The following is a 22,088-nucleotide window of genomic DNA, read 5'->3' as shown; positions in this document are numbered from 1 at the left end:
GACCATGTGTAGGGCTTCTATGTTTGATAAGGTCTTTCGAATATGAAGATTCATCAACTGTGTTTGAGCAATTAACTTTTATTCACACAGTCAATGATTCTGAGAAAGATGCAAATGGCGTTACAAACACTGCTCTCAAACAATTTGTCTCTCAGACTTCAAACGAAGGCGATGGGCTTCTACGCTCCCGCCAATGAGCAGCGATCTGAACGCCAATGTGTTCAAACTGCTGCCATCGAGTTCTGGAGGTCAAAAATGAAACGAGCCAGCAACAGCTATAGACTGCAGATAATTAAAGAAGTGGTCACTCGCAGAGAGCGTGAAGCATGTACTGATCCAATGGCAAGATACATTCATCAAATGATGGATGAATTACCCACCAGTAAATTAGACGTGGAACAAAATCACCGCTTTTCCGGTAGTCACTTCGACGAACAAGCAGGAGGCTGGGTAAGCGACCAATGGTCTTTAAAGTAACGCCAAGTGCTCATCACTTTGAGCACGAAAATGGATAGGAGCTTCCCGGCTCTTATGGATAAGTAGTTCAGACTGGGCCGGGAATAGTTAGTCATAAGTAATAAAGCGTAAACAACACTAAAACAAATCCTGTTGCGGGGATGAGTCATCTTGAGGCAGTTCTGCTTTCCCCTTCCCTGCTAGCACCTTTCTTCTGTACCTCTGACGACACAGCTTAATCACGTGCAACTGTTGTGCAGGAGTAAAACTCAGCCAATTAAACCGCTCTTCTCGTTTACGCATGCATCCCTTGCAATAGCCCTTTTCGTCAGAAGTGCACACTCCGACACAAGGACTTGGGACGGTAAAAAACTCCAGTTGCTCCATGCTCAACCCGTTCTTTGGTTATCTCATCAAGACCCGATTCACTTATAGTCGAATAACTGTAAGAAATTTCGAAGTTTTCGCTGAATTTTAGTACCTGGAATGGGATCTCTGTTATAAAATACGCCGTGTTTAAAAACATACGAAACCATAACCGTATGCTGACAAAAACACTGTTTTATTACCTATACTTACCACGTTTTCTAAAAACGGAGTCAATAAAATGAAGCTTAGCCTAAAAACGTTAGTAGCAGCAATCTCACTTCCAGTTCTAATGACTGCATGCGCTAGCAACGGTGACAATGTGAAAGAAATTACGGCTCAAGATCTACAGCACCACAACTGGCAGCTGGTTCAAATCGATGGCAAAAACATCGCAGCAGAAGAACGCCAAGCACCTCGCTTAGAAATTGGTGAAAACCTAACAGCGAACGGTAATGCAGGTTGTAACAACTTCTTCGGTCAAGCTGAACTAAAAGATAACCAACTACGCATCGAGAAAATGGGCATGACCATGAAGATGTGTATGGAAGACCAAATGAAGATTGAAAAAGTAATGTCTGAAACGCTTTCTGATTGGAGCGACATTACTCTGACTAACGATGGCCTAGTGCTGAAAAACGCAGATCACGAACTAACGTTCACACTGCGTGACTGGGTAAACTAATCCCACATTTGTTTCTGAGACAATAAGTCTCTGAAAGAATCTCTAAAAAAGCAGCCCTTTGGCTGCTTTTTTTGTTTCTAATGCCCCATACCTTGCTTAGCCAGCTTTTCAGGATCATCATAAACCGCGTGGCGATCTATCATATCCAAGGTTGCTTCATTCATTCCGGTTACAGCAACAATAGAGCCGCCTTTACGAAACTTAATGATGGCTTTATCCAAAGCTGATATTGCTGTGATATCCCAAAAATGCGCATCGGATAAATCAATTGTGATGTATCGCGTCGCATTATCGAAATCAAACATATCAGTGAAACTATAAGCGGAAGCGAAAAAGATTTGCCCATGAACTTTGTGAATCGTATGGTCGTTATCAACAATGACTTCATCCGAAACCTTCATTAAAGTCCGGCTCTGATTCACATAAAAGACACACGCTAATAAAACGCCCACCAGCACACCAATAGCAAGATTGTGGGTGGCAACAACCGCAATCACCGTCGATAGCATGATAAGGTTTGTCGATAAACTGTGTTTACGCATTTCTGCAATGGAGTGCCACGAGAAAGTACTTATCGCAACCATGATCATCACTGCAACGAGCGCCGCCATTGGGATTTGTTTGAGGTAATCCCCCAAAAATACCACCATGATCAGCAAAAACACACCCGAGCAAAGCGTCGATAAACGTGTTCGACCGCCAGACTGGATATTGATCATCGACTGACCAATCATTGCGCATCCTGCCATACCGCCAAACAGCGATGCGACCATATTCGCAATGCCCTGTCCTTTGCACTCGTCGTTTTTCTCACTCTCTGTATCCGTCAACTCATCGACGATAGATGCGGTCATCAGTGATTCAAGGACACCGACAATGGCGAGAGCTAATGAATAAGGGAAAATGATTTGGAGTGTTTCAATGTTGAAGGGAATATCGGGAATCATGAATACGGGAAGCGAATCGGGTAGCTGCCCCATATCACCAACAGTACGAATATCGATATCAAACATCAACGCAACCACTGTCACCGTGATAATGCATACCAAAGGGGACGGTAGCATTTTTCCGATTTTCGGCACATATGGAAACAAATAGATGATGGCTAGTCCTAAAACGGTCAATGCATAAACGGACCAAGAAACGTTCGTCAGTTCAGGCAGTTGCGCCAAAAAGATTAAAATTGCCAACGCATTTACAAATCCAGTCATAATGGATTTAGACACAAAACGCATTAAATCCCCTAGCCTTAAGTAGCCAATCAATAACTGCAGTACACCAGCGAAAAACGACGCGGCGAGCAAATATTGCAGACCATAATCTTTAACTAAGGTGGTCATCAATAGCGCCATAGCTCCGGTTGCCGCGGAAATCATTCCGGACCTTGAGCCAGTAAACGCAATCACGACACAGATGGAAAACGAGGCATACAAACCCACTTTGGGGTCGAGTCCTGCGATGATAGAGAATGCAATAGCTTCTGGAATAAGTGCCAGTGCTACAACAACTCCTGATAAACAATCTCCTTTAACGTTGTTAAACCAAGTATCTTTTGTAAATTTAAACATAAATCTCTCATAAACGTATTGCCTTAGTTGGTGCATTGCGCACGGTGAAGGGAGTGATGCAAACGCATCTGAGAGATCGTTCTAGGGCGGACTAATGAGCAAAAAGCACCTTCCTTATTCGTCAATTGAAACGTCACGGTTTTTCTCGATAAGAGCCAGTCAAAAACAAAACCAGCCTCATCGAAGGTGTGCTTTATATCACTTTAAAAATGCAATTTGTAATAAATTCTTACAAAACCAAGTAAATTTGCCTACAAGTAACCATAAAAAAGCACCTCTAAAAGGAGGCGCTTCTTCATTCATAACATCTACTTAAGTGACTTCAAAATGACTGCTGAGAATAAGATTGTCCATCAAAACCACTTAATTGCTCGTACGCTTTAGACAAAATAGCAATCCCGATGATGGTCACTAGAAAGCTTAATAAACTCATTAGGATTGGCAGTTGTAAATACGCCAGAGGTGATATTGCGATACCACACAGAAGCGGTACCAAGATCACCACACCCATCATGTACCACGTGTACCCTTTGGTTAAGTTCCATGCATAAGGGAATGACACACCTTTACCAATAGCAATGGCGGGAAACACCAACACCAATCGACAACAGATCACACCAAGTGCGAACAGTACGATTGCGGCAAGCGCAACGTTAATCATCGCAAAGATGGCGGCAACGGCGACTACTGCAACTGTCATCACCAAGTAATGACCGATGAACCACATTTCGATCTTACCAAGGGTGAAACGCCCCCACTGAGGGACAGATTGAGGACCTTTAAGGATAATACTGTGCACATTAATCGCGACGATCGCAGACAATAGCGCCATCAAGATTTGTACGAAGATAGCAGCACCATCGCCTTCACTTGCACCTAAAAGGAGATCAAGAATAACAGAAAAGAGAATCGGTAAAGCGGTCGCTTTCGCAATCGCTTGTTTATGCGTGTTTAGTGAAGCAAAGGCACTTTTAACGGTATCGACAAACATAGTTAGGTTCTAGCCAAGATTAAGATTCATTTCATTTTGGGTACTGATGTTATCTTCCTGATACCGGTTGAGCAAACCTTTCCCAAAATATCATTAGGTTACAGTGGTTAATTCGACCTAAATAGCTCAGTTCGTTGCCCCAAAAACATAAATCAATTAGATCAAATGCCCGACTTTGCGAATCAATACTGCAAGGCTTTCTGCTTCAAGTTTTTTCATCACATTAGAGCGATGTACCTCAATTGTTCTTAGAGAAACACACAACGAATCGGCCATCTCTTGGTTTTTCATCCCCTTGACTACCAATCCAAGTACTTCTTTCTCGCGCTTGGTGAGATTCTGTAATACCTGTTTCGCACTCAACTTTTCACCGTTTTTTAATGACTGTGCCATAGCATTATCCACTGCAACCACAAGCGCGTTTCCATCAACAGGCTTTTGAAAGAAATCTAATGCGCCATCTTTTAATGCATCGACAGCCATAGGTATGTCGCCATGACCAGTTAGGTAAATCACGCTGATCGGGCTGAATTTCTCATTCATTACATGATGGACATCTTGTCCCCGCATCTCAGGCATACGGCTATCAAGCAAAACACAACCCGGAGCGGACAATTCAGCGTTGTTGAGAAAATCTATCCCACTAGAAAAAGCTTCAACCTCGTAACCATAACTTTCCAACATAAACGCCATGGATTCTAATACTGGCTCTTCATCATCAACGATGTAGAGTGGACAAAGGTTACGACTCATAACAAGCCTCCTGATACGGTAAAACAATGGTCACCTGACACCCAGTGGGCTCTATGGACCTAAATTGCATGCTGCCTTGGTGCGCATCGAGTACATCACGACATATTGCCAGACCTAGCCCTAATCCATTTTCCTTCGTGGTGTAGAAAGCTTGGTCTAATGGCGTACTTTCTTCTTCAATTCCAATGCCGTTGTCCGTCACGTCAATGATGACCATCTCATCACAGAAACTCACGTGCAGATCCACGTACAAATCTCTACGTTTCGGCGAATGGCTCAAACACGCATCTTTGGCGTTATTTAAAACATTGAGAATAACCTGCTGCAAACCTGTCACATCTGCAAAGACTTTTTGCGGCTCACCAGAGTAAAGCACGCCAAGTTGGATTCGATGACGTTGGAATTCGTAATCCACCAGCTTCATCGCTTCTTCAATCAAACAAGGTAGATCCACCCAGTTTTTTTCAATCGGTGTTTTGTTTATCAAGCTACGAAGGCGCTGAATGATGTCGCTTGCAGAAGTCACCTGTTGCTGGATTTTATCGAGGATTGGCGCCATTTCTTCGGCAGTCGCGCCATGTTCCATGCGCATTTTCGCCCCTTGACTGTAGTTTTTGATTGCTGCCAATGGTTGATTAATTTCATGCGCAATACTGCTACCAAGTTCACCGACAATGGTGATACGTTGGGCATGCTCCAACATTGAGCTCTTACGGCGTAAGTCGTTCATGGTGGTTTTTAACGTTTCACGACTACGTTGAAACTTCCATTCCAACCAGAAGTGATATCCCGTCAATAGCAGCAAAGTCAGTAACGACGCCATTGCGATCGCTTGGTTCTTATGCAGCCATTCTTGTGCTTTTTGTCCCCAAGACTTTTGCAACGGATGCATGTCTAAGTGCTTGTAGACTTTATCAACGTTGATGCTCGGCGCAGGCAACATCCAGCCAACGTTGTTCGCCGCAACAGCTGCTGGATGATCTTCTGGCATTGCGAAAAGGGTTTGCGCCACCATTTGCCCCACATCCGTCGGCGCTCGCTCTGTCATAGCCATGGTCCAGTTTGGATACAGTGGCGTGCTCACCGCACAAACAGAATCAGCAGGGCGCTTCTCATTCAATACACGCAAGCTGTGCAGTTGAATACGCCCCTCCTTCGCCATGTTCTCCAGAGTACATGCAGGGACGATCGCGACATCGAGATCGTTCTTGATCACGTCCAATATCAACTGGTCAGTTGGTGGACCAGTAAAATGAATTTTTTCGAAGAAAGAGGAATTGAAATAGCCGAGCTTATCGAGCTCATAACGCAGCGCGAGAAAGCCGCCAAAGGCTTTTTCCGATACCGCCGCGACATTAGCTTTATTGATGTCACGCAGCGTTTTATAAGGCGACTCTTCACGCACCACTACCACCGAAGCAATCGACTTATTTGGTAAGTTGCTATAGGCAGTTTTTTGCGTTGCTAACCAGTTGATTGGGTATTCACGTGCCAACTTAGTCGCCTGCCCTGGACTAGTCAGAATGAAGTCAAGCCAACCGTGCAAAAATGCATCTTCAAGTTGGTCGAAATCGTAAGTATGTAGGTTGAATTGATAGCCAGGATTCTGAGTCTCCAACCAATCCAAAGTTGGTTGCCACGCTTCACGAGCATGTGCGTGTCCACGCAGCGCTAAAACGCCAACATCGTAGTCTTTTCTCGGTACTTTTTGATCATTAGCAGAGGCAAAAGAGGTAAAGAAAAAGGAGAGAGCAAAAATGAAAAGAATTAACTTTTGAGAATAATTATCAATCACTTATGAAATACTACCAAAACTCGGTTGTGGCACATTTTAGCACCACTTCCCCCTTCTACTTTGTTGCTTTAGATCAATCCCACATCATTATTGTGGGAAACCACAATATCGTCATTTAAACGATTTCCTCAGAATGCCTTACCCATAAAGGGGTAGAGCGCATTTCCGCTTATTTTAAGCCATGAACACCAAAAATGATTAAGAAACGTTCATGTCAGCACTGCCCCATCAAAAGCATTCTATCTGTCGAAACATCGAGGATTCGGCAGCAAAACTTTAAATTAAAATATGGAAGCAACTCATGAAAAAATCAACGATTGCGTTGGGTGTGTTAGCAGCTGTCACAGCGGTTGGCTACTCAGCTTACAATACGATGTTCTCAGCTGAGGCTGTGATTGTGGATGCCGCTGCTCAAGAGCAGAAATTCGCAGAATACGCTCATCCTGAGCACTTCATTTCGGCACAACAACTTAAGTCGCTGATGGACGGCGACAAAGATGTGGTTGTGATCGGTGCGCTAAACCCTATCAAACCAGATAGTCCTATTTCTGGCTCTTACACTATGTGGCGTAACGATTACTCGGCGGCTGATGGTCAATACGACTTCGGTGGTATGAGCAATAACACCGAAGAAATGGAGACCATTCTGGGCAGCTTCGGCGCAACAGCTGACAGCACAATCGTGGTTTACGCAGCAGGCTCTCACCACGATGCCGCTCGCCTTTACTGGCAAATCCATAACCTTGGTCATCAAGACGTTCGTTACCTAGACGGTGGCTTGAACGCTTGGATGGGCGCTGGTTACCCAACTGGCTCTGCAAACCCAAGCGTTGCCGCAGTTGAATACAAAGCACCGAACACAAAACAAGACAACAACACGCTAGCGACACTGGATATGGTTATCGCAGCGCAAAACAACCCTGATTGGGTGATCCTAGATACTCGCGGCAACGACGAGTTCAACGGCGACGTTGCGGTTTCTGGTGCGTACGGTCCGGGTACTATCCCAAGCAGTGTTCACATTAACTGGACCAAAGCGTTAAACGCAGACACAACGCTGAAATCTGCACAAGAACTGCAAGCTCTTTATGGCGACATCATCAAAGGCAAAAAAGTGATCGCTTATTGCCAATCCGGTGTTCGTTCTGCCCACACCACCATGATTCTTACTGAAGTACTTGGCGCAGAAGGCGTCTACAACTATGACGGTTCATGGATCGAGTATAGCCATGCTCACTATGAGCAGAAAAACCCTGAAGTGAACGTTATCAACGGCAAGAGCTAATCAACACGGAAATAGCAGTTAATGAACAATGTAATTTTTAGTCAAAAGCTATTCGACACCGCTCAAATGATTGTCGATGGCTGTATGGGTGATGCCGATCCGGCATGTCAAACCGCGTGCCCAATGCACACAGACGTAAAGCAATACGTTCGCATGGCGGGTGAAGGTGATTTTCAAGGTGCTCTGGATCTGATCCGTAGCAAACTATTCCTTCCTCAAACACTAGGTCGCATCTGCGCACATCCGTGTGAAGCGTCTTGTCGCCGTAATTCTGAGTTTGGTCAGCCAATCAGCGTAGCTGGGATTAAACGTTTCGTCGCAGAGAAAATGGATAACCAAGATCACTGGGATCTAAACATTGCCCCCCTAACTAACAAGCACATCGCGATCGTAGGTGCAGGTCCTGCTGGCGCTCAAGCGGCAATCGAACTACGTCGTCAGGGTCATGAAGTCACCATCTATGAAAAGCTGGACGTTTACGGCGGTATGATGCGTGTTGGTATCCCTGAATACCGCCTGCCACGCGATGTTATCGATTTCGAATACAGCTACTTAGCGATGCTGGGAATCAAAACTCAGTTTGGCGTTGAGATCGGCAAAGACATCAGTTTCGAAACACTACGCAACGAGCATGATGCGGTGGTACTTGCACATGGTGCGCACGTAGGTTCGATCATCCCTCTGCCGGGTCATGACAACGATGGCGTTTTCTCTGCGGTTGAATACCTAAAAGAGATTTCTGAAACTCGCCAATTCCCACGAGCAGGTAAGCGCGTAATGGTTATCGGCGGTGGTGACGTAGCCATGGACTGCGCACGCTCTTCATGGCGTATCGGCGCAAGTGAAGTTTACCAATGTTCACTTGAGAGCCTTGAGAACCTGCCTGCAAGCCAAATCGAAATCGATGAGTCACTAGAAGAAGGCGTTGAATTCCATGCGGGTTGGGGACCTGTCGCTATCGAGCACGAGAGCGGCAAAGTAACAGGCATTACTATCAAGAAAGTGCTGTCGATCTTTGATGAGCAAGGCAACTTTGCACCTCAGTACAGCGAAGAAAGCAAAACTATCTCTGTGGATACCGTTGTTTTCGCTACGGGTCAAATCGTGGCAGATATTACTGACGGTGCACTAGAGCAAACTCGCGGTGGCCGTTACGTTGTCGATAAACAAACACTAGCATCTAGTCTAGAAGACGTATTCGTAGCTGGTGATGCGTGTGGCGGGAACATCGTAATTGAAGCGATGGCATTAGGTCGTAAAGCAGCAATGAGCGTTGAACGCTTCCTAACGACTCGTCCACTAACTGAAGACCGCGACTTCGAGCAAGAATACAGCTACTCATCTCGTCTAGACGTACCACTACCAAAAGGTACGGTAGATACCCCTCGCCTACACGGTGAATTGCGTGACGCTGAAGAGCGTAAGCAGGATTTTGCACAAGTGGATTTAGGCTTTACTGAAGCGCAAATCAAGCTAGAAGCTTCTCGCTGCCTGCAATGCAGCTGCAAGCTATGTATGACCGAGTGCATCATGATGAATGACTTCAGCGACTGTCCGAAAACCATTTTCTCCGACTTTGTGAACAACAAGTCGATGGCTCCTCTGATGGCTTACTCATGCAACGCGTGTGACCAATGCACCATCGTGTGTCCGAAAGACTTCCCAATGAAAGAGATGTTCCTAGGGGCACGTGCTGACTTTGTTAAAGCAAACAACGGTGAATCTCCAATGCCGGGTCATAAAGCGATCAACATGCACCAGAAGCTTGGCTTCTCAAAAATCTTCACTATGGCAAAACGAGCGGTATCGACAAAATGAGTAATAAAGTATTTATGCCAGGATGCAGCTTGCCATCCTATTCACCTGAAGGTGTAGCTGCCATTGCTAGCTACCTAAAGCAAGTATTTCCAGACATGGGCGCAGTTCAAAAATGCTGTGGCAAACCGACTGCAGCTATCGGTCAAACGGAGAAGTTTAAAGAGCGTTACGGTCAGCTACAGGCTGATTTTGACAAGCTAGACGCACAAGAAGTGATTGTGGCGTGTCAAAGCTGCTACGGCATGATCAAAAAATCTGGTGGCACACAAAAACCAGTGTCTTTGTGGAAGCTACTTCCTGAAATTGGTTTACCGGAAGAACTGCGCGGCAAAGCCAAAAACAGCGACGTGGTGTTTACCATTCACGACTCTTGTTCAACTCGCTACGAGAAAGAGCTGCAAGACGGTATCCGTTGGATATTAAACGAACTTGGTTACAAAACCTCTGAGCCAGAACACACACGAGAAAACACCCGCTGCTGTGGCTTCGGCGGCATGGTTGTACCTGCAAACCCAGATGTGGCAACGCGCGTAATTAAGCGCCGTGTTGAAGAGTTTGAAACCGACTACGTAGTGGTTTATTGCTCGGCATGTCGTGCATCCATGATGGGTGTTGGTACAAAGTCTTGGCACATTCTGGATCTGATGTTCGGTCCTGTGATCATGCAAGGTGATGAGCCGCCAGTAAACGTACTTGCGAGCCCTGTAAAAGCTTGGTTCAACCGCTACAAGTCAAAAGCGGGCCTGATCAAGTGTATGTCAGTGTAACTGTCTCTGTGTCGCTATCTCTTTTTTAATTATTAGGTTTAAGTGAAGTTGAACTTATGAAATTCGTAAAAATCGCTCTTATCGTCGCTGTTGTAGCTCTCGCTCTGTTTGCGGCAAAACAAACTGGCATTCTTGAAATCATCACTGACATCAAGAGCCTACAAGATTGGATCGCAAGCTTTGGTGTGTGGGGTTACGCCGTATTCGTAGCAGCATTCGTATTTGCGTGTGTTTTCCTACTACCGGGCAGCGCATTTACCATTGTGGCAGGTATCGTATTTGGTCCTATCAAAGGTGGCGTATTGGCGCTCTTTTCTGCAACGCTTGGTGCAGTAGCAGCCTTTATCGTGGCGCGCTTCCTACTGCGTAACACCATCATGAAGAAGTTTGGCGACAACCCAATCTTCAAGAAAATCGATGACGGTGTAGCAGCAAACGGCACCAGCTTCTTGATTCTGACTCGTCTTGTGCCTGTATTCCCATTCAGCCTACAAAACTACGCTTACGGTCTAACCAGCCTAAACCTTGGCACTTACGCTCTGGTTTCTCTGTTGACCATGGCACCAGGTGCTTTCATTTTTGCTTACATGGCTGGTGACATCGCAACAAACGGTGTGTCTGCAATGTTGTTGGTAAAATTTGCGGTTGCGGGTCTTGTGCTGTTTGGCATGTCTTTGATTCCAAAATACATCGCAAAGAAAAAAGGCATCAACATGGAAGAATTAGCGAAGTAATCCGGTCTATCCATTATTGAAGCCAAAATAGTGCGACTTATCGAGAGTCGCACTATTTTCATTGCTACTGATTTGCTCACACTTTGTCCTTAAATTGGTGACTTTTAAGACCAAAAACTGACGTGGATTGGTATCACCTCACAAGGCGAGTAATTCTCTGAATCTATTATCAAATTCGCGTTGATAATAGAGCAAGATAGATTACTATCCATCTAGAGGGAACGGAGCTTCCAGCGTGGTTTATCCCCAATTCAGAGTACCAAAACAGCCGTTTGTACCTCATGGGAATATAAAGCTCCAAAATGAAAACAAAGATAAAGAAACACGGATTACGTATGAAAAAGCTACTTAGCACCATTGGCATTTTAGCCACCACATTCGCGACCTCCTCTTTTGCATCTTCGACCGCTGAAGAATGGCAAAAAATAGAACAGCAAGCCGACGGTCAGACCGTTTATTTTCATGCTTGGGGTGGTAGCCAAGAAATTAACCGCTACATCCAATGGGCAGGCAAAGAGCTTAAATCTCGCTACAACGTGACACTTAACCACGTCAAGGTCACCGATATTTCTGAAACCACCACTCGTCTTATTGCTGAAAAAGCCGCAGGGAAAAACAGCGGTGGCAGTGTTGATATGGTTTGGATTAATGGCGAAAACTTTAAATCGATGAAAGACAACCAACTATTGTTTGGTCCTTTCGTTGAAGGTTTACCAAGCTGGCAGTATGTCGATAAAACCCTGCCTGTTGATGTCGATTTCTCTGAACCAACAGATGGTCTAGAAGCGCCTTGGGGCGTAGGTCAATTGGTGTTTATCTACGATGAAGAAACCCTGCACAACCCGCCAAGCTCATATGCTGAAATGCTGAGCTACACAAAAGCGTTTCCAAATCGTCTGACATACCCTCGCCCACCGGAGTTTCATGGCACCAGTTTCATCAAATCTCTACTGATCGAACTGAGCAATAACGATCCTGCACTGCAAAAGCCAGTGACAGACGAATCATTCAAAACTATCACGCAACCTCTATGGGCTTACCTAGATGAATTTCACAAAGTCGCATGGCGTGGCGGTAAGCAGTTTCCGGGTGGCACAGCGGAAACGGTACAACTACTAGATGATGGTCAGATTGACTTAGCCGTCACTTTTAACCCAAATGCGGTTTATTCAGCACAATCTAGCGGCAACCTTGCAGATAGCACCAAAGCGTATGCGATGGATGCGGGTGCACTTTCTAACATTCACTTCTTAGCTATCCCTTGGAACGCAAACGCCAGTGCAGGGGCTCAAGTTGCTATAAACTTTTTATTAAGTCCTGAAGCGCAATCTCGTAAAGGTGATATCAACATCTGGGGTGATCCTTCAGTGCTAAGCAGCCAATACCTGACTGGTACGGCTAAAAATACTCAACAATTCAAGTCTATTGCAGAGCCACATCCAAGCTGGCAAGCCGCACTAGAAAAAGAATGGTTGAAACGCTACGGGAATTAATAATCACCCATGTTAAGAGCGCTGTATCTAGTTATTATCGCAGTTTGTATATTACCAACCATCCCGGGTCTACTCGGGGTGGTGGTCTCTGCGCTCGGCTATGTTCCCCCTATCGGCTTACATCATTTTTCACTTGATGGCTTTGATGCTGTGTTTGACTGGGAAGGCGTGTGGACATCTATTGGTCTAACGTTCTACTCTGCCATTTTCAGTAGCTACCTTGCTTGTTTGATGACGTTTGCGATTCTGCAAGCTTCTTGGGGAAGTAAATTCTGGCGTAAAATCGAAGTCAGTCTTTCTCCACTTCTTGCCATGCCACACGTGGCATTCGCCATTGGTTTTGCTTTCCTATTTGCACCAACAGGTATGGGCGTTCGCGTACTCAACCAAATGTTTGGTTACGATCCAAATGCGCAAACGGTGAATGACTTAGCGTTGCTGATCAAAGACCCACACGCACTGGGTTTGATCATCATGCTAGCCATCAAAGAAGTCCCGTTCCTTTTGTTGATGAGTATTCCGATTCTTCAACAATTGAAGGTCGAGAAGATAGAAAAAGTCAGTCATTCGATGGGGTATAGCTCGGCTCAAGCTTGGTGGAAATGCGTTTTCCCACAATGGTTAGCAAAACTGCGCTTCCCAATGCTAGCCGTGCTGGCTTACAGCTTATCCGTTGTCGATGTCGCGCTAATTATCGGTCCAACCAACCCTCCTACCTTTGCAGTATTGGTATGGCAGTGGTTTAACGATCCTGATTTATCCCTCCTACCAAGAGCGGCGGCGGGTGCGGTGGTGCTGTTTACTATTGCAAGCCTTTTGATTGGCTTTGCTCGACTCGTAGAGTGGAGCGTTACTAAAGGCTTTAAACGCTGGCAATACTCCGGTCGTAGCGGTTTCCGCTTACCAGGAAAGACCTTGTTCTCTATGATTGCTCTACTCGCACTGTTGATGGTGCCGTTGATGGTGGTGTGGAGCTTTGCACAACGTTGGCGTTTCCCTGACTTATTACCAAGCCGTTACAGCTTACGTTTTTGGGAATACGAGTGGCAAAGCATTCTTGGCACGCTAGAGCAAAGCATGTTGATTGCGGTGATCAGCGCATCAATTGCTCTGGTACTTGCTCTGATTGCTCACGAATACCGACTGCGTTACCGCTGGCAAGTCCCAGGGTACATCATTGCCGTGCCAATGTTGATTCCGCAGCTTTCCGTTTTGTTTGGAATGCAAGTCGTCACGCTGTACCTCGACAGCAGCGCGTACTTGTTCTGGGTATGTTGGGCACACGTCTTCTTTGCTTTCCCGTTTGTTTACCTATCACTCGACGGTCCATGGCGCAGCTTCGACAATGGTTTGACTCGTGTCGCCTTAAGCCTTGGTAAATCACCGATGCAGGCTTGGTTAAAAGTCAAACTGCCCATTCTTTTGCCTGCGATTGCTTTTGCTTGGGCAGTTGGCATTAGTGTCAGCTTAGCGCAGTACCTACCAACACTCGTGCTGGGAGCTGGTCGCATCAGCACAATAACAACAGAAGCGGTCGCCCTATCAAGTGGCTTTGACCGTCGTGTCACTGCGATTTACGCAATTTGGCAAGCTCTCTTGCCGTTAATGTTCTTCTCTTTTGCGATTTTACTTAGCCGCTTACACGTTAAGTATCGCCGGTTGTCTATTAAAGGTTTACTACCGAATGAGTCTCTGTCTCGAAAACCTCGCCATCCATAAAACCAATGGCGACACGCTTTTCTCTGCCTTCAATATGACGGTAGAGAAAGGTGAAATTGTTACCCTGATGGGTCCAAGCGGCTGTGGCAAATCCACTTTATTGGATGCCATTGCTGGTCACCTATCTTCCGAGTTCGACTATTCAGGCTCAATCACTCTCGATAATGAAAAGTTGGATGCTTTGCCTGCGCATAAGCGTCAGGTAGGTATTTTGTTCCAAGACGATTTGCTCTTTCCACACCTCACCGTATGGGAAAACCTTGCCTTCGCTCTGCCTGATTCAATCAAAGGGGCTGAGCGTAAAGAACGTGCGATGCAAGCATTGAAACACATCTCGTTAACCAAGCTCGCGGAATCTTTCCCAGATCAAATATCAGGTGGTCAGCGCGCCCGTATCGCTCTGACTCGTATGTTGTTGGCGAAACCAAAAGTTGCCCTACTCGACGAACCATACAGCAAACTCGATAAAGATTTGCGCGTGCAGTTTCGTAACTGGGTCGTGGAACAGCTTCAACTTGCTAATATCCCCGCGTTGATGGTGACGCACGATGAAGACGATATCCCTGCAGGCAGTCGTTGCCTAAACTGGCCGTGGGAGACAAGTCATGCTTGATAGCCTAAGCATCAAAATCATTAAGTGGCCACTGGCACAAAGCGCAAAGCTGATCGACAAATGTGGCGTGACGGCTAACCAAACCACACTGTTCGGTTTTGCCCTTGGTTGCTTTGCCCTACCAGCATTGATGGCAGAGCAATACACACTCGCATTAGCGTTTATCCTGCTGAACCGAATTTGTGATGGATTAGATGGTGCGTTGGCAAGAATCCAAGGCATTACCGATGCCGGAGGCTTTCTCGATATTAGCTTGGACTTCTTGTTCTATTCTTTGATTCCATTTGGTTTTGTGTTGGCAAATCCAGAACAAAACGCCGTCGCGGGTGCATTCTTGATCTTCTCGTTTATTGGCACGGGGAGCAGCTTCTTAGCTTTCGCGATCATGGCAGGTAAACGCGGTATCGATAACCCTGTCTACAAACACAAATCTCTGTACTACATGAGTGGTCTAACAGAAGGCACCGAGACCATTGGTTGTTTCGTGTTGTTCTGTTTGTTCCCACAACATTTTGCCGAGATTGCGTATATCTTTGGTGCGGCGTGTTGGTTTACCACGTTTACGCGTATTTACTCTGGGTTTCATACGCTGAAACCGTAAACAAAACTTAAAGGGAGATTCCTGATTGCTACGAAGGAATGCAGCCGGGAATCTCTTTTCAATCAACCTTTCAATAAAGCATCCCACTCACCACCAGCGTCACCACAATCCCAGAGACAAAACTCGGCACATGCCACTTCTGCTGCTTAGCTCGAAAATACTCTTTTTGTCGCTCTTCTTGATAGCTCTTCACCGCTAGTTCTTTAATGTAATCGTTTTGCATAATCTACCCTCCTGACGTTTTTCAAATCGAGGATAGAAGCTCAAGTTAACTTGAGGTCAATGCTGAAGTTCCAATTTAGGATATATTCCTTAGAAGTGGAGCGATCCTTGTTTTCAATTCATTAAACTCAACCAGTTGCATTTATCTATATCACAGTTCTGGCGTGTCACTTGATCGTCGTCAATGGAACATCAATCTATTTCACCTTTCGATGTTCAAATGACATCAAGTTGCTAGCATGAGCCCATTCAAGATAACTCTGGGCTTGTTATGACTCCTACTGTTGACCATGTACTCCTCAATATCGCACTCAATTTGAGCTCAAATCGCTCTCATGAGCAGCAGTACCAAAACCTGATTGATGGGGTCGCACAAGTCTTCCCTTGTGATGCGAGTTGCTTGTTCATATTCGATGAGGATGGCTTTCTAACGCCGGTTGCAGTAAAAGGCTTGTCAAACTCAGTACTCGGTCGCCGTTATTTTCCTAAAGCCCATCCGCGCTTAGACGCTATTATCCACAGCCGTGAGCCTGTTCGCTTCGATGCCGACTGTGCCCTGCCCGACCCATTTGACGGGACATTATTGACCGAAGACCAATGCATTGATGTCCATGACTGCATGGGTTTTAGCTTATATGTTGAAGGGCAACTTGTCGGGGCATTAACCATGGATGCACTTGCGGTTGGCGCGTTTGATCATATCGACCCAGTAGCTATCGAAACCTTCGCGGCACTAACGGCGGCAACACTGCGCAACATTGCACAATTAAAAGCCCTCAAAGCACAAAACCAAAAGCAAAAAAGCGTTACACAAACCCTGATTCAACAAGCGCGATCACAACACGGTGACATGGTTGGCTTAAGTCCACAGATCAATCAGTTACGAAATAACATAGCAACCGTTGCACAATCGGATTACGCGGTATTGGTATCTGGAGAAACCGGTACAGGTAAAGAACTTGTCGCTCATTCAGTTCACGCTCAATCTCATCGCAACGATAAGCCGATGATCTACGTGAACTGTGCCGCTCTGCCCGAGGGCCTGGCGGAGAGCGAACTGTTTGGCCATGTGAAGGGAGCTTTCACCGGAGCCAATAGTCACCGTGCAGGTAAGTTCGAGCTAGCTGATGGCGGCACAATCTTCCTAGATGAAGTGGGTGAATTGCCTTTGGTTTTACAAGCAAAACTACTGCGCGTTATTCAGCAAGGCGAGCTGCAACGTGTGGGCAGCGATCAGCATTTGATGGTGAACGTACGCATCATCGCAGCCACTAACCGACAGTTAGAAAAAGAGGTGGAAACTGGCACATTCCGCGCTGATTTGTTCCATCGATTGAACGTGTTTCCCATCAAAGTGCCACCACTGCGCGCGCGTGACGGCGACATTCCAGTTCTTGCGGGATACTTACTGGAAAAAGTGCGCCAGCAATTTAACGCACCAAACCTTCATGTTCACCCTAAGGTACTGACTCAATTAGAGTATCTGCCTTGGTACGGTAATGTTCGAGAGCTTGAACATACCTTAACGCGAGCGGCATTACATGCCATTCAGCAAGGCGATAGCACCATCATGCTCAATCACTTTGACACTTCACTCGCGTTAGATGATGTAAAAAGCACATCACATTACTTGCCTAGAGAGAGCCAGCCGATGCGCGAGTTGGTGGAGCGTTATCAACATGACTTGATTGAGCACGCATTGAGCCAATCTGGCGGTGTTTGGGCAAAAGCAGCGGAGTTTTTACAGATGGATCGGGGTAACTTATATCGCATGGGTAAAAAGCTCGGCATTAATAAATAGAGGCTCCCGCTTCGCCCTTATGAAACAACGATTTACTTTTATCGATAGCAAACATATCGATAACAAACAAAGAGATTCCGGATGACTCACTCTGGCTCGTCCGGAATGACACCCAACACCAATGTACTTGGGCTAACTGTCCCATCTGGTTTCTCGTATTTCACTTACTCTTCCTCATTCGTAATAATTAAACCGCTCAAGTCTCAGCTTTCTTGTAACTCTTTAAACTCATCAAGTTTTCAGTTGCCTTATTGCGTCATTCCCGACAGCGACGAAGGAGCGCAATCGGGAATCTCTTGCCTTCACAAAACCGCAATAACTTATCTCCTGTTTAACAAGCACTTCTACTATCGCCCATTAAAACGTTTCTCGCGCGTCGCTTTTATCACCAATTCAAATACACCGTTGTTATTTACACATCAGTTACGTTGTAAAAATCACATCAGCGACATACTCAAAAACACATAAAGCCATTAAAAATCAAAGAGATAATTATTGGCACGCATTCTGCTCTATTGGAGAAAACAAAACGACTATTACTACAATCACTGGAGAACCCAATATGTTCTGTATTCAATGTGAACAGACAATCCAAACCCCGGCTGTAACAGGCTGTTCTTTCGCACAAGGTATGTGTGGCAAAACTTCAGAGGTATCCGATCTACAAGACGTGTTGGTTTACACTTTGCAAGGGGTTTCTTTTTGGGCAGCACGCGCGCTTGAATTCAATATCATCAATGATGAAATCAACCAGTGGGCTCCAAGAGCATTCTTCTCTACGTTGACCAACGTAAACTTTGACCCAGAACGTATCCTTGAACTGACTTCTCAAGCAGCCACTTACAAAGCGCTGCTAAAAGACCAAGCGATGACAGCAGCAGCTCTTACAGATGAAGTGCTAGTGAACATTCCTGATGTAGCAAACTTCGAGTTGCCAAACAGCGCAGAGGAAATTTTGGCGTTTGCTCCTCAAGTTGCGGTAAACCGCGGTAAAGACCAAGTACACGAAGACGTTATCGGTCTACGTCTGCTTTGCTTATACGGTCTAAAAGGTGCAGCTGCGTACATGGAACACGCACGCGTACTTGAGCAAACCAACAATGACATCTTCGCCGAATACCACGAAATCATGGCTTGGTTGGGTACTGACCCTGAAGATCTAGGCGAACTGTTAGATTGCTCAATGCGTATTGGTCTTATGAACTACAAAGTGATGGAAATGCTGGATCACGGTGAAACAGCAACGTTCGGTCACCCAGAGCCAACAACCGTTAACGTTAAGCCAGTCAAAGGCAAATGTATTCTTGTTTCTGGTCATGACCTTCACGACCTAGAAAAAATCTTGCAACAGACCGAAGGCAAAGGCATTAACGTTTACACTAACGGTGAGATGCTGCCTGCACACGGCTACCCAGAGCTGAAGAAATACCCTCATCTAGTAGGTAACTACGGCAGCGCGTGGCAGAACCAACAGAAAGAATTCGCCAACTTCCCTGGCGCGATTGTGATGACCTCAAACTGCCTATTGAACCCGAATGTGGGTCAGTACGCAGACCGTCTATTCACTCGCAGCATTGTAGGTTGGCCAGGTGTCGCTCACCTAGAAGGTGATGATTTTAGCCAAGTAGTCGAGTGTGCATTGGCACAAGAAGGCTTCCAACACGATGAAATCGAGCACAACATCACGGTTGGTTTTGGACGTAACGCACTGATGAACGCAGCTCCTGCGGTTATCGACCAAGTGAAACAAGGCAACATCAAACACTTCTTCCTAGTAGGTGGTTGTGATGGCGACAAAGCAGAGCGTAGCTACTACACAGACTTCACTGCAGAAGCACCAGAAGATACGCTAATCCTAACGCTGGCTTGTGGTAAATACCGCTTCAACAAGAATACATTTGGCGACATTAATGGCATCCCTCGCCTATTGGATGTGGGTCAATGTAACGATGCATACTCAGCAATTCAGCTGGCATTAGCCCTTGCGAAAGAATTCGACTGCGACATCAACGAGCTTCCTCTTACGCTTGTTCTTTCTTGGTTCGAACAAAAAGCGATTGTGATCCTACTTACGCTATTCGCACTAGGCGTGAAAGGCATCTACACAGGTCCAACAGCGCCTGCATTCTTGACGCCAAACCTGATTGCAATTATCCAAGAGAAGTTCGATATGCGCAGCATTGGTAATGTTCAAGATGACCTTAAAACTATCCTAGCAGCGTAATCACCTTGCTTATCACGCGCCTCCTTAATTGGGGGCGCTTTTATCTATTGAGTACTCGACAACCAAAGAGATTGTTATGTTTTTTGAATGGCAAGGCAGTCAACCTGTCACCTTACGCTGTGTAGATAAATATCACGAGACTGCCGATGCAGTGAGCCTCAAGCTGGCAGACTTATCTGAATCGCTTTTGTTTGAATTTAAAGCGGGTCAGTTCATAAATCTTGGCATTGAAATCGATGGCAAGATGGAATTCCGTGCCTATTCACTCAGTTCCCTTTCCGGCGATGATTGCTTACAACTGACCATTAAACGCGTCGACGGCGGGAAGGTATCAAACTACATCATCGATAAACTGTTGATTGGAGATACAGTTCAAGCTCTTCCACCAACGGGTGATTTCAACTGTGTTGACCATCCACCAATCACGCTAGAAGGTAAAAAGAAAGCCCTGCTGATCAGTGCTGGATGCGGCATCACTCCCGTATTCGCGATGACAAAACAATGGCTGAGCAATGATCAAGAAGTGGATATCGAATTTCTGCATATCGCTCGCTCTCAACCAGAAACGATTTACTTTGATTTGCTAGAGACTTACCACTCGGTTTACCCAGATTTTAACTTGAAGCTGTTACTAAAAAATCGCGGTGAGACACAGTACCCTGAAGGTCGACTCAGTAAGGAATGGCTTCAGGAGTTGGTCCCAGATTTTAATCAGCGCACGGTTTATCTATGTGGTCCAAACCAGTTCATGCTCGATGTTCAAGGTTATTTGACCGAGCTTGGCTTTGATATGGCTAACTTCTTCCAAGAAAGCTTTACACCAGCAGCAAGTGAAGAAGCTGAAGTGTCAGATGAAACGGCAAGTGTGTCAGTCCCCGATTTTGCTCAAACGATTGATGCACAAAAAGGTCAAGTCCTTGCTGATGTGTTGGAAGGCGCAGGGTTACCGTTGATCGTCGCTTGTCGAAGTGGCATTTGTGGCTCTTGTAAGTGTAAGGTTCGCAAAGGCAGTGTTTCTTCAACCAGCCTTGAAACATTAACACCGGAAGAAATTGAACAAGGCTATGTACTCGCCTGTTCTTCGACGATTGAATCCGACCTCGAAGTTCAGATTGGTTAAAGCGGTTGGTACAAACATTAAAAAAGCGCCGTGCTCGGCGCTTTTTGTTTATCGCAGACTGTAATTCTACCAAGACGCAAAGCATTTGATAGAGATTCTCTATAAGGAAAAACGACTGAGCTGGGAACCTCGCTTTAAACTCAGCTAAACAGCAGAACCTTCAGTGCAGCTTCGCTATCTACATCCATAAACTCTGGTGGATTGTCCAAACGCTCACGGAATGTCAGCTCAGGCGCTTCTTCCTTCATGCTTTCAATCAAGAAATCGCTGGTCACCGATGGCGAGTTTACACACGCGAGAACTTGCCCACCTTCTGCTAGCAAATCTGGCAAACGGCGTAGAATCTTTTTGTAGTCTTTCGTTAACGCGAAGCTGCCTTTTTGGAATGATGGTGGATCAATGATGATCATATCGTACTGACCTGACTTCTTGATCTTCCCCCACGACTTAAAGATGTCGTGCCCCATAAAGCTCACTTGGTTGATGTTATGACCATTCAGTTTATGGTTCTCACGACCTTTCGAAAGCGACGCTTTTGCCATATCCACGTTTACGACTTTATCGGCACCACCAGCAATAGCCGCCACAGAAAAGCCGCAAGTATAAGCGAACAGGTTAAGTACATTTTTGTACTTGGCATTTTCACGAACCCAATCACGACCGTAGCGCATATCAAGGAACAGACCGAAGTTCTGGTTACGACCGATATCTAGCTGGTACTTCAAGCCACTTTCTTCAACCACAGGTCGAGCATCTAGCTCACCCAACAGAATTTCTGAAGGTGCGCCGTCAGCATAACGGTGTTGAATCACGATAGTGCGACCCTGTTTCTCTGCCCACAGAGCAGATTCAGAAAGCGTATTTAAACCAGCTTTTAATTCAGAAACAAACGTCTCATCGACTTCTTTAAATAGGTTAATGATCAACTGACCTTGTAACCAATCACATGTGATTTGCTCTAAACCTTCGAAGCGGCGACCGCGACCGTGAAACAGTCGGCGGATTTCATTGGGAGCTTGTGTTAGCTCCGCTTCTAGATGCTGGAAAAACAGCGGAAGTTGTGATGCTTGCATCGAA

At 45.8% G+C, this 22,088-nt stretch carries 20 protein-coding genes; 13 read left to right on the top strand and 7 right to left on the bottom strand.

Annotated elements, in window-relative coordinates; genetic code table 11:
• Window positions 1–255 precede the first annotated feature (255 nt).
• On the top strand, window positions 256–477 hold the full coding sequence (locus NL647_RS12980; protein WP_047513633.1) for a hypothetical protein: 222 nt from the start codon (window positions 256–258) through the stop codon (window positions 475–477).
• A gap of 117 nt (window positions 478–594) precedes the next feature.
• Here NL647_RS12980 and NL647_RS12975 read toward each other — a convergent pair whose 3' ends face one another.
• Window positions 595–843, bottom strand: a complete 249-nt coding sequence (locus tag NL647_RS12975) for a DUF1289 domain-containing protein (protein ID WP_005450629.1) — start codon at window positions 841–843, stop codon at window positions 595–597.
• A gap of 220 nt (window positions 844–1,063) precedes the next feature.
• On the opposite strand from NL647_RS12975, the gene NL647_RS12970 reads away from it, so the two are divergent.
• Window positions 1,064–1,507 carry an META domain-containing protein gene (locus NL647_RS12970; RefSeq protein ID WP_005450631.1) on the top strand — a complete coding sequence of 148 codons (444 nt, stop codon included), beginning with the start codon at window positions 1,064–1,066 and terminating at the stop codon, window positions 1,505–1,507.
• A 77-nt stretch (window positions 1,508–1,584) separates the two neighbouring features.
• On the opposite strand, the gene NL647_RS12965 is transcribed toward NL647_RS12970, so the two are convergent.
• The 4 genes from NL647_RS12965 to NL647_RS12950 all read right to left on the bottom strand — a co-directional run bounded on the left by NL647_RS12965 (window position 1,585) and on the right by NL647_RS12950 (window position 6,614).
• Entirely contained in the window at window positions 1,585–3,075 is a 1,491-nt protein-coding gene (locus NL647_RS12965) for a SulP family inorganic anion transporter (protein WP_005450633.1), read from the bottom strand.
• 322 nt (window positions 3,076–3,397) lie between these two features.
• Window positions 3,398–4,066 carry a hypothetical protein gene (locus tag NL647_RS12960; RefSeq protein ID WP_005450635.1) on the bottom strand — a complete coding sequence of 223 codons (669 nt, stop codon included), beginning with the start codon at window positions 4,064–4,066 and terminating at the stop codon, window positions 3,398–3,400.
• Window positions 4,067–4,222: 156 nt separating this feature from the next.
• Window positions 4,223–4,819 (bottom strand): response regulator transcription factor, encoded by a 597-nt coding sequence (locus NL647_RS12955; protein WP_009698147.1) that lies wholly within the window; start codon window positions 4,817–4,819, stop codon window positions 4,223–4,225.
• Window positions 4,809–6,614, bottom strand: a complete 1,806-nt coding sequence (locus tag NL647_RS12950; RefSeq protein ID WP_005450639.1) for a sensor histidine kinase — start codon at window positions 6,612–6,614, stop codon at window positions 4,809–4,811. The genes NL647_RS12955 and NL647_RS12950 overlap by 11 nt, the downstream gene beginning before the upstream one ends.
• A gap of 301 nt (window positions 6,615–6,915) precedes the next feature.
• On the opposite strand from NL647_RS12950, the gene NL647_RS12945 reads away from it, so the two are divergent.
• From NL647_RS12945 to NL647_RS12910, 8 genes are all read left to right on the top strand, one after another.
• Window positions 6,916–7,899: a sulfurtransferase gene (locus NL647_RS12945; protein ID WP_050938054.1), complete on the top strand. Its 984-nt coding sequence runs from the start codon at window positions 6,916–6,918 to the stop codon at window positions 7,897–7,899.
• A 21-nt stretch (window positions 7,900–7,920) separates the two neighbouring features.
• Window positions 7,921–9,717, top strand: a complete 1,797-nt coding sequence (locus NL647_RS12940; RefSeq protein WP_061065804.1) for an FAD-dependent oxidoreductase — start codon at window positions 7,921–7,923, stop codon at window positions 9,715–9,717.
• Window positions 9,714–10,484: a (Fe-S)-binding protein gene (locus NL647_RS12935; RefSeq protein ID WP_009698151.1), complete on the top strand. Its 771-nt coding sequence runs from the start codon at window positions 9,714–9,716 to the stop codon at window positions 10,482–10,484. The genes NL647_RS12940 and NL647_RS12935 overlap by 4 nt, the downstream gene beginning before the upstream one ends.
• A gap of 56 nt (window positions 10,485–10,540) precedes the next feature.
• Window positions 10,541–11,218: a TVP38/TMEM64 family protein gene (locus NL647_RS12930; RefSeq protein ID WP_038898842.1), complete on the top strand. Its 678-nt coding sequence runs from the start codon at window positions 10,541–10,543 to the stop codon at window positions 11,216–11,218.
• Between the two features lie 335 nt (window positions 11,219–11,553).
• Complete coding sequence (locus tag NL647_RS12925; protein ID WP_253650240.1) at window positions 11,554–12,711, top strand: ABC transporter substrate-binding protein; 1,158 nt, start codon at window positions 11,554–11,556, stop codon at window positions 12,709–12,711.
• Window positions 12,712–12,720: 9 nt separating this feature from the next.
• Window positions 12,721–14,430, top strand: a complete 1,710-nt coding sequence (locus NL647_RS12920) for an ABC transporter permease (protein WP_239923807.1) — start codon at window positions 12,721–12,723, stop codon at window positions 14,428–14,430.
• Window positions 14,396–15,043 (top strand): ATP-binding cassette domain-containing protein, encoded by a 648-nt coding sequence (locus NL647_RS12915; RefSeq protein WP_005450651.1) that lies wholly within the window; start codon window positions 14,396–14,398, stop codon window positions 15,041–15,043. The genes NL647_RS12920 and NL647_RS12915 overlap by 35 nt, the downstream gene beginning before the upstream one ends.
• Window positions 15,036–15,644 carry a CDP-alcohol phosphatidyltransferase family protein gene (locus tag NL647_RS12910; protein WP_239923808.1) on the top strand — a complete coding sequence of 203 codons (609 nt, stop codon included), beginning with the start codon at window positions 15,036–15,038 and terminating at the stop codon, window positions 15,642–15,644. Before NL647_RS12915 ends, NL647_RS12910 begins: the two co-directional genes overlap by 8 nt.
• 70 nt (window positions 15,645–15,714) lie before the next feature.
• Here NL647_RS12910 and NL647_RS12905 read toward each other — a convergent pair whose 3' ends face one another.
• Window positions 15,715–15,867: a hypothetical protein gene (locus NL647_RS12905; RefSeq protein WP_017188183.1), complete on the bottom strand. Its 153-nt coding sequence runs from the start codon at window positions 15,865–15,867 to the stop codon at window positions 15,715–15,717.
• Window positions 15,868–16,137: 270 nt separating this feature from the next.
• Here NL647_RS12905 and norR point away from each other — a divergent pair, with 270 nt between their 5' ends.
• The 3 genes from norR (at window position 16,138) to NL647_RS12890 (ending at window position 21,011) form a co-directional block, all read left to right on the top strand.
• Entirely contained in the window at window positions 16,138–17,667 is a 1,530-nt protein-coding gene (gene norR, locus NL647_RS12900; RefSeq protein WP_053050192.1) for a nitric oxide reductase transcriptional regulator NorR, read from the top strand.
• Window positions 17,668–18,229: 562 nt separating this feature from the next.
• Window positions 18,230–19,891: a hydroxylamine reductase gene (gene hcp / locus NL647_RS12895; protein WP_253650239.1), complete on the top strand. Its 1,662-nt coding sequence runs from the start codon at window positions 18,230–18,232 to the stop codon at window positions 19,889–19,891.
• A gap of 76 nt (window positions 19,892–19,967) precedes the next feature.
• Window positions 19,968–21,011 (top strand): hybrid-cluster NAD(P)-dependent oxidoreductase, encoded by a 1,044-nt coding sequence (locus NL647_RS12890; RefSeq protein ID WP_009701607.1) that lies wholly within the window; start codon window positions 19,968–19,970, stop codon window positions 21,009–21,011.
• Between the two features lie 140 nt (window positions 21,012–21,151).
• Here the strand turns inward: NL647_RS12890 and NL647_RS12885 are convergent, their stop codons facing one another.
• The gene (locus NL647_RS12885; RefSeq protein ID WP_005450667.1) at window positions 21,152–22,084 is read right to left on the bottom strand and encodes a class I SAM-dependent methyltransferase; all 933 of its coding nucleotides are present in this window, start codon (window positions 22,082–22,084) and stop codon (window positions 21,152–21,154) included.
• Window positions 22,085–22,088: the final 4 nt, after the last annotated feature.

Source organism: Vibrio sp. Y29_XK_CS5 (assembly GCF_024181835.1).
GTDB lineage: Bacteria > Pseudomonadota > Gammaproteobacteria > Enterobacterales > Vibrionaceae > Vibrio > Vibrio harveyi.
This window is presented reverse-complemented; position numbering and strand designations above follow the sequence as displayed.